Genomic DNA, 9,001 nt, shown 5'->3' on the forward strand with positions numbered 1-9,001 from the left:
CAGGACGCAGCCATCGAGATCAAGCATGTTTCGCACTATCAATCACCGTATTTCGGTGGAAAAGGCTGCGTGCGGGATATGATCGAGCAAACATTGCGCGTTCACGATAACTGGTTTCACGAAGAGGCGTTTGTGTGGTAGGAGTGTGTATTTTAAATGAAGAATATTGCAACCGGGTTTACATCATATTCTGATCCGGATCAAAGTAAATCCAGGGAACTATTAAAAGAATCCCTATCAACAAAATCACAATAATCATTGCCCGAATTATTTCAGGTTTCACTGTGAATAAAGCAACGTAAAACGGGAAAAAACATATTGAAAACATAAATATTGAATTGAAGGAAAGCCCGATACTTTTTCCTGAAATCATCTCAAAAATGGAGGCCCGGTAAATACTATGTGCTGATATACAAAATATTCCCAGTGAAAAATGCACAATAAGAAATAGAATATTAAACTTTTTCATATCAATTTTGCAGGGATACATTATTTATCTCCATTTACCATTTCCGAAAACAATTGAAAAATTCCCTCCGATATACAAATTATTGATATTCCGTTGAAACGTTGCTGAATTCGACACAATTTCAGTTCCATCTTTAAACTCATCAACCGTTTTTGCATATCCGGAAGCTTTGTAATAAGCATAGCCTATTCTGAAAGCAACTGATAATACATCCCTGACAACAAAAAAACGCAGATCAAACCCGGTTTTCAACGCCAATTTAGTTCTTTCTTCAAAAAAATAATTGCGTTTAAATTCAACCATATTTACCGGATTCTCTGCATTCGCATAGAGTGAAATCATACTTTTTGAAATCGGGATCATTGGCGAGAAAAAAGGATGAAATGCAAATCTCCCGAATTTTATATTTCCGACCAAAGCGAGCTTGATCGAAAAAAGACTCAGCTTGTCATTAAAGGGTACAATTCCCATATCATAATTACTCTCAGGGATAGAAACTTTCATATCCGGAGTTTGCTCCTGAATCCCTTTCCGGATTCCTTCTTTGTCAACATATCTTGATGTGAAATCGAAAGCAGCACTAATTCCTATAATATCTTTATAGAGCATTTCGAATTCAGCAAAATTAATAGTTACCATTGTCCGGGTTTTGCTTTTTAACAGAAACGAATAATCGGAAGTCAGATCTCCTGAAACATCCGTCCGATAATAACTACCATCAAAAACAAATCCACTCAATGCATATGTAAAAAGCCCCTTCTTCTTTCTTTGCAAAGAATCTTGTGAGAATCCAATGATTGGAAACCAAATCAGAAATGCGTAAAAAAGCAGTTGTTTCATTAGGCAGGGTAGGTTTTTGTGTTGATTTCTATTATTCTGGAAGTTGTAGCCAGTCAAACCGCTACATCTTCACCACCTTGCGCACATACCAGTTTCCATTTACTGAAAAACGCAGTAAATAAGTTCCGGAATTCCACGAAGCAGTTTCAATCGAGCTAACCGGATGATCTGTTGAAAAAATCTGTTTTCCGGATAAATCACTTACTTCCATGCGGTCGAAAGTGCTTTTGGAATCAATGTAAAGTAAATTGCTCACCGGATTCGGATAAAAGGAAAGATCCGGATTATTTTCCAGGTTTTCTACGCTCAAAATACTGTAAATAACAGGACTTCCATTCGAAGGAAAAGCATTGTCATTACCCAATTTCACCACAAACAGGGAAGATCCTCCGGTACTGAACCCCGGATCGGTATGAAAACCAACCGTTACAGCATATCCATCATTGGTTTGAATAATCTGATTGATTTGATCTTGTCCCAAAGAACTGTAGGGCAATCCGTATCCATCCCAGTAAAAAGCAGCAGCGAAACGGTTAATGTAACAGTCTTCACCACCCACAAAGTCATACAACGGATTATTTCCCTGGGTAACGAGAAAGTATTTATCTCCCGGAGGAGCTGTATAGTTTACAAAGCCGACATAGCGGTTATCGTATTGGGAATAAGAATCGCCATCTGAAATAAAATCTCCGTCTGCGGTCAAAAAGATCTGGTAATCGTCTTTGTCCGTTTTTCCGGTCTCCAACCTTTCTCCTACACACATCAACCTATTGGAAACAAACTGAACATCATTCAAAATGTACTCACCATTTCTTCCTGCAAGCGTGTCCCAAATCAAAGAACCGTCGATATGGTAATAAGCGATTGACGCTTTTGATTTCAAAGAATCTGCCAGGTAAGCAGTTCCGACCACCGCGAAAGTCGTATCAGTCATTTTTAAACCTTTGTTGAAATAGTCTACACCTACCCCGCCCAATTGTTGTTCCCAGAGAATCGTTCCGTCTTTATCAATCCGCACAGCATACTGATCTTCCGTTTCCTCCGGATTGGCATTTGTTTCACCGAACATCACAATACTGGTATCCAGCATCAGAATCGCATCATGAAAACGCTCCCAGCCGCCTTTGTCGTACCATTTTTCCCATTGCTGATTTCCGGACAAATCCGTGAAAACAACATATCCGTCAAAACCTCCGGTTCCATTACTGGATGAAGCTCCGACGATGTAATACCCGTAATTCGGCACAAAAAGTACTCTTCTGCCCTCTTCAAACTCTGCTCCACCGTATTCTTTCGACCAAACATGGAAGCCATATTTGTTCAATTTCAGTAAAAATGCCTGGGACGGAGCACTTTCAAAACTGGAAGAAGCTCCTGTAAGAATGTAAGAGCTGTCGGGCAATTGGGCAATTCCTTCTCCACGGTCATACCCGGTTCCTCCGAAAATATGATTAAACGAAATCTGAGCTTTGCCATCCAGGGTGCAAAACAAAAGCAAAATCGCGAAAAGACTTCTTAAAACAACCATGACAAACGAATTAATGCTGACTGACCAAATCCTTTTTTAGATACCAAACCATAAATATCGTCGGTTCCTAACTGAATTCCCAATTTATTTCCGTGATATCCAAACATCAAACCTCCGCGAACAATGGAAGATCCTCCGAACGCCACGTTTGCAGAAACAGAAACCTTTGGTACAAAGCGATAAAACAATCCTGCAAATCCGGTGGGAACAATGCCGATTGTCGGGTAAAAACGGATTCCGAAGAAACTCTGTAATTTTTTAGCGGATTCCAGGTCAACCAACTTGGAGATTTGAATAAATGCCGGAATCATGACCCAGCGTTTCACTTCTTTTTTCTGAATATTCAGGGAATCCAATAAGGAAAAATCGTCTCCGAACATATTTCCGCTGTGTTTGATCTGATCAAAGGTAAAACCGCTGAAACGGTAGGTAGAATCCGCAAAATACCGTGTTTGAGGTTTGAACATGTAAGCAGCTCCTAAGTTTTGCACCGTAAACTGGAATGTTGCAGAATCCTTTAACCAGGGAACTTTCAGGTAAAAATCAAAATCGACTGCAAAACCGATTCCTTTACTGAAATCTTTTCCCGAAGAATAAGTCATGTCTCCGTTCAATCTCAGGTTAATAGAATCTGCATCAACTCCCTGGTACCATTTTCCATTCCGGATATAACCTCCGTACTGGTTCTGAACGTTTACCAGATTCAAAGTAAGAGAACTTCCTGTTTTTCGATGATAAAACCCAAAACCGGCCTTTTGGAACTGCATTCCTGAAATTCGTGTTCCGGTTAAATTTGCCGTATCTGCTCCCAAATAACTATTTCCGTAAAAAGTCATTTTGAATGCATCTTTCGTATAGTTTACATTTCCGACAACATAATACCCGGCTTTTACCAGCCAGGAATACTTTCCGGATTTAAACAAACTTGTTGCACCTGAAACATAACTGATATCGCCGCTAAGAAACGCTCCGATCCGGTTATTTGCCCGATGAGCTTTCAGCGTACGGTCCTTCATTTCCGAGTCGATATAACCACCGAATGCCAGTGTGTTGAGGAATTCTTTTCGCATGGAAGTTCCGGTAACATCAAAATTTCCGGAAAAATTAAGCCGGTTCGTCTGCAGCAAACTATCTCTGAAAAGAGGGAAAGTAGATTGTCCGAAAACAGCAGAAATTACCAGGAAAAACGAACTTATCGTGAGAATTAATCGATTCATTACAAGTGATTTTCAAGCGTTAGATTCGCTCCCAGTTTAAATTTAAAAAATGCGCCTGCGGGAATAGAAACCTGCACATTTTGCCCGTTTGCATTATAGGTATTGAGTTTCAACTTGATCATACAATGTTTTACCCGACCGATATCGTCGCACAGTGCTTCCGAAACAGGAAAATACACCACGCTTTTCTTCTGCATAATTCCGTCAACTGCTGCGCCGAATACACTCGATTGAATCGGGCTGGTTCCGGAAACAATTCCCACTGTCTGGAAGTTCGCATCCAGCAAGTACAACTCCAGGCTTCCTTCAAACGGAAAGGCATTCATGGCATTTACCCAAAGCTGACCTGATTTTACATTCGTCTTATTCGGATCATTGACCAAACTCAATGCAAAGGTATCCTGGAAAATCAAATCGCTCATCCCCACATTTAACGGGAACAATCCTTTTAACTTCACACGCAAAGGATGCGCGTCGTAAATCTCGTCCCATCCTCCGGAAACATTCCCCCAGGGATTCATTTGAAGCTGAAAACTCAATTCATTTTTCGCTCCGTGGTTTTCAACGTACTGTTCGAAATTGCTGTTTCCGGGAGTAAAACTCAAAGTGGTATTACTCGGAGTAATATTTCCATTCGAGCCCGTAGCAGCGCTAATCGTGTTCCAGGTTCCGATATTCGGATGTGTTAACGAAACGGTACTTCCGGCTGCATTGATATTTTTGAGGGAATTGATCTTAAATTTCCCGTTGACTTTCAATCCGTTTTCGATCTTCAGGTCAAACGTCATAGCGTCCACATCCAGCATTCCGGTCGTAATATTATTCAGCGCATCAATCTGTGCATACACCGTATCTGAAACCAATTCATTTCCAAAATAACCTCTGGCATAATCCAGCTGCACATCTTTCATTGTAAACTGAAACTTGATAATATCCGCCGGCGTTACAATCACTGAAGGTCCATTGGGATCGGACTTAACAAGCATCCGTGATTGAATTCGGTTATACAATGTTCCGTTTTCACCGGTCAGATCCAATTCATAACCCGCAAGGTCAACAAAACCTACCGCAACTCCCGGATTTGACTGAGTTCCTGCCGGTGCAATGAATTCCTGGGACAGCGGAACACCATATTTGCTGACTCCGGGCAGTTCGATTGTGAAAAAGGTCTTCGTACCGATCGGGTTAAAAACCTTCAGCTGTACTCCGCCTTGTTTCACCCGGACTTTTTTTAGCTGTACATCTCCCATATTGATCACGTGATCTTCTACGCTATTCACAAATGAAACTCCCGGGTTAGCCGGGATATTGATAGCAACATGAAAAGTATTCTCAACACTTGTATCCGGTAAAGCCACAAAATCACTCAATTTGAACTCAAACAAAGAAGCATCAATATCCAACTCGTAATTTCCTGCAACGACTGTCAACAAGGAATCTGCGACCAGATCAGACAAAGTCAGGCTGTCATGAACAAGCGGAACTTGCCAATCGGTATCCCAAATGGCTTTCCCCCGTTTCTTACAGGAGGCAAAAACCAGGCCGATACAAAGCAAAAATAAGAGTTTTTTCATCGTATGTTAGAGATACATTTTTTTAAAGAGGTTGGAATTAAACGCGTTCAATCACAGTGGCATATCCTTGACCTACTCCGATACACATGGTCACCAATGCATACTTTCCTTTGGTGCGCTGTAACTGATTTGCAGCAGCAATCAGAATGCGTGATCCGGACATTCCCAGCGGATGTCCGAGTGCAATTGCTCCTCCGTTCGGATTGATTCTGGAATCCATGTCATCCAGTCCCATGGTTCTGCTGCATGCAAGTACTTGTGCTGCGAATGCTTCATTCAATTCAAGCACATCCATCTGATCCAATGTCAAACCTGCTCTTTCCAACGCTTTCCGGGATGCTTCAACCGGTCCGATTCCCATAATTCGCGGTTCAACACCGGAAATTGCTGCCGAAACGATCCGTGCAAGCGGTTTCAGGTTGTGATCTTTCAAACCTGTATCGGAAGCCAGTAATAAAGCCGCTGCTCCGTCATTCAACCCGGATGCATTTCCGGCAGTTACCGAACCATCTTTCTTAAAAGCAGGTTTCAGGGTCGCCAATGTTTCCAAAGTAGTTCCCGACCGGATGAATTCGTCCTGATCAAAGATCAGCGGATCTTGCTTTTTACGTGGAATCCCAATCGGTGCAATTTCTTCAGCAAGAATTCCGGCTTTTTGAGCTTTTGTTGCCTTTTCCTGCGACCAGGCTGCAAAACGATCCTGATCTTCTCTTGAAATCCGGTGCAATTCAGCCAGGTTTTCTGCCGTCATCCCCATGGCTTCCGCTCCATAGAGCTCTTCCATCTTCGGATTGATGAATCTCCATCCGAAAGAAGAATCAACTAATTGCTGATCTCTCCCGAAAGGCGCAGATGCTTTCGAAAGAACCCAGGGCCCGCGGGTCATGTGTTCGATTCCTCCGGCTACATAAATATCTCCGGCTCCGACCTGAAGCGCTCTGGCAGCATTCACCACAGCCGACATTCCTGAAGCGCATAAACGGTTTACTGTTTCTCCGCCTACATTGATTGGATATCCTGCAAGCAATAAAGCCATCCGGGCCACATTCCGGTTATCTTCTCCGGCTTGATTTGCACACCCCAAAATCACATCTTCGATTACTCCGGGATCGAAGCCCGGAACTTTTTTCAACAATGCTTCCAAAACATGTGCCGCCAGATCATCGGCTCTTACCGGTGCAAGTGTTCCACCAAAATTTCCAATTGCGGTTCTTACACCAGCTACTATAAATGCGTCCTTTATCGCCATTAAATCCTTAGTTTAACTTTCTTTCGTTTAATCTTCTACGAAAATAAGGAATATTCCTTCTGATCCAATTTCTGTTAAAAGGTTCTCCCAGGTGTTGATAAGTATTGACCTTCCAGGGGCATATATTTTACTAAATTCAACACCCTAAACCAAATTACGAGCTATGAAAAAATCCGTCCCATTGATGGCTGGAATGTTATTTTGTAGTGTGTTATCGTTCTCCCAGGCCGAGAGCATGACCGCAGCAGAAATCAGGTACCGCGATTCGATCACCAAATTGAATCAAAGTAACGCAGCAATTGCAGCCAGCCAGGAGGCCTACAACAAAGGAATTGAACTTTTCAACCAAAAAAACTTCAAAGAAGCCATTGCTTCTTTCAGTAAATCCATTGCTTCTGATCCGAACTTCACTGCAGCTTATTACAACAAAGGTGTTGCCGAAAACGAAGCAGAATTGTACCAGGATGCACTCGCAACCTTCAACACCTTAATTGGTAAGCAAAAAAGCTACTCCAAAGCCTATTTTCAGCGGGGAAGAGCTTACCAGGGCTTATCCGATTACCTGAAATCTGAAAAAGACTACGAAGAGTCCATCAAACTCGATGCAAACAATCCAAAAGCGTACTACAACTACGGAACTTTAAAATTCTTGCAACAAGATTACAACGCTGCTATTAAATACTTCACGAAAAGTATCGAATTGGATCCTTCCGGACCGATGGCCTACAACGACCGCGGAAGCTGTTACCGCATGCTGGAGAATTATCCGAAGGCGATCGAGGATTATGAGGCTGCACTGCGCAAAAACCCGAATCTGGCTTTTGTGTTGAACAATGTGGGTACAACCAAGAAGAAAATGAAAGATTACGCCGGAGCGATGGCTGCTTTCAACCGCGCTATTTCGGTTGATGCAAACTTTTACCTGGCTTACAACAACAGAGGCGTAACCCTTCTTGAAAAGGGAAGTCTGGATGACGCGATCAAGGATTTTGAAAAAGCATTGTCCATCAATCCGAAATATGCCCCGGCGGCTTCCAATCTTTCCGGAATTTATTTCAAACGCAAAAACTTCAAAAAAGCAGAAGAATTGGCTACCAAAGCCATTAATGCCGATCCGAATTATGCTTCTGCCTACGTAAACCGCGGAATGGCCAGAGAAATGCTCCGAAACATGGATGATGCCTGCAGTGATTGGAAAAAGGCAAGTGATTTAGGATCAACAGAAGGAAAAAAATGTCACTCAGGAAACTGCAGCAACTAAAATCAAAACGATGAAAAAATTACTAACACTAGTCGTTATTGGTTTAACGACAAACTTATTCGGTCAGAACGTTGATTTTAAGTCAGCGAACTTCAAAGAGGACAAAGAAGGACTGAAAAATGCCACAACAGCCATCGAACAGGGAGATGAATTTTACAAAGTCGGAATGACAGCTGTTTTTGCCGTACAGGATTTTGGAACAAATTTCAAAAGCGCTTTAAAGCAATACGAAAAAGCACAAAAATTCAATCCGAACAATGCTTTGCTTAACTATAAAATCGGGGTGTGTTACGCCAATTCCACAGATCCTGTTTTATGCGTTGAGTATATCAAAAAAGCGCAAAAACTGGATCCTGCCTGTGATCCGTTCCTGAATTACTATTTGGGTTTTGTAGCTCAAATCGAAGGGAAATACGACGAAGCTTCCAAATACTATACTGTTTTTGAAACGGAATACAAAAAGGCAGATGATTTCATGAAATTTGTAAACCTGCGTAAAAAACAGTGTGCTACTTCCAAAAAGTTCGAAGCTTCTCCGGTACGTTGCTGGGTTGATAATGTTCCTTCTTTGAATTCAAAAGAAGACGACATTGCTCCTTCTATTTCTACTGATGGTTCCGAAATGATTTTAAGTTCAAACAGAGCCAACAGCCACGAACCGAACGCACTTGGAATCTACGATTATGAAATCTACTCATCTTCTCTTTTAGACAATGGATGGTCCACTCCTACAAAACTTTCGGGACCGATCAACTCCAAAAATGATGATATTTCGAACTGTCTTTCGTATGACGGAACAAAAATGCTTCTTCACCGCGAAACGGACGGGCAATCGGATATTTTCGAGTCCAAATTGAAAGGAA

General features: G+C 41.9%; 7 protein-coding genes. 2 read left to right on the plus strand and 5 right to left on the minus strand.

Translation table 11 applies throughout. From position 1 onward, the window contains the following. Positions 1 to 493 precede the first annotated feature (493 nt). From Q1V93_RS17065 to Q1V93_RS17085, 5 genes are all read right to left on the minus strand, one after another. Positions 494 to 1,309 carry a hypothetical protein gene (locus Q1V93_RS17065; RefSeq protein ID WP_300666338.1) on the minus strand — a complete coding sequence of 272 codons (816 nt, stop codon included), beginning with the start codon at positions 1,307 to 1,309 and terminating at the stop codon, positions 494 to 496. Positions 1,310 to 1,370: 61 nt separating this feature from the next. Further along, entirely contained in the window at positions 1,371 to 2,837 is a 1,467-nt protein-coding gene (locus tag Q1V93_RS17070) for a T9SS type A sorting domain-containing protein (protein ID WP_300666340.1), read from the minus strand. Next, the gene (locus tag Q1V93_RS17075) at positions 2,825 to 4,054 is read right to left on the minus strand and encodes a DUF5723 family protein (RefSeq protein WP_300666341.1); all 1,230 of its coding nucleotides are present in this window, start codon (positions 4,052 to 4,054) and stop codon (positions 2,825 to 2,827) included. The genes Q1V93_RS17070 and Q1V93_RS17075 overlap by 13 nt, the downstream gene beginning before the upstream one ends. Beyond that, on the minus strand, positions 4,054 to 5,628 hold the full coding sequence (locus tag Q1V93_RS17080) for a hypothetical protein (RefSeq protein WP_300666343.1): 1,575 nt from the start codon (positions 5,626 to 5,628) through the stop codon (positions 4,054 to 4,056). Before Q1V93_RS17080 ends, Q1V93_RS17075 begins: the two co-directional genes overlap by 1 nt. Positions 5,629 to 5,665: 37 nt before the next feature. After that, the gene (locus Q1V93_RS17085) at positions 5,666 to 6,871 is read right to left on the minus strand and encodes an acetyl-CoA C-acyltransferase (RefSeq protein WP_300666347.1); all 1,206 of its coding nucleotides are present in this window, start codon (positions 6,869 to 6,871) and stop codon (positions 5,666 to 5,668) included. Between the two features lie 169 nt (positions 6,872 to 7,040). Between Q1V93_RS17085 and Q1V93_RS17090 the strand changes: the two genes are divergently transcribed. Then, positions 7,041 to 8,138: a tetratricopeptide repeat protein gene (locus tag Q1V93_RS17090; protein WP_300666344.1), complete on the plus strand. Its 1,098-nt coding sequence runs from the start codon at positions 7,041 to 7,043 to the stop codon at positions 8,136 to 8,138. Positions 8,139 to 8,148: 10 nt separating this feature from the next. After that, positions 8,149 to 9,001: hypothetical protein (locus tag Q1V93_RS17095; RefSeq protein WP_300666345.1), on the plus strand; the 853-nt coding region annotated here is incomplete at its 3' end.

The sequence above is a fragment of the Fluviicola sp. genome, from assembly GCF_030151805.1.
Lineage (GTDB): Bacteria > Bacteroidota > Bacteroidia > Flavobacteriales_D > Crocinitomicaceae > Fluviicola.

Coding starts and splice junctions, on each gene's coding strand:
- Q1V93_RS17065 (WP_300666338.1), bottom strand. CDS start 1,309: ATGAAACAACTGCTTTTTTACGCATTTCTGATTTGGTTTCCAATCATT.
- Q1V93_RS17070 (WP_300666340.1), bottom strand. CDS start 2,837: ATGGTTGTTTTAAGAAGTCTTTTCGCGATTTTGCTTTTGTTTTGCACC.
- Q1V93_RS17075 (WP_300666341.1), bottom strand. CDS start 4,054: ATGAATCGATTAATTCTCACGATAAGTTCGTTTTTCCTGGTAATTTCT.
- Q1V93_RS17080 (WP_300666343.1), bottom strand. CDS start 5,628: ATGAAAAAACTCTTATTTTTGCTTTGTATCGGCCTGGTTTTTGCCTCC.
- Q1V93_RS17090 (WP_300666344.1), top strand. CDS start 7,041: ATGAAAAAATCCGTCCCATTGATGGCTGGAATGTTATTTTGTAGTGTG.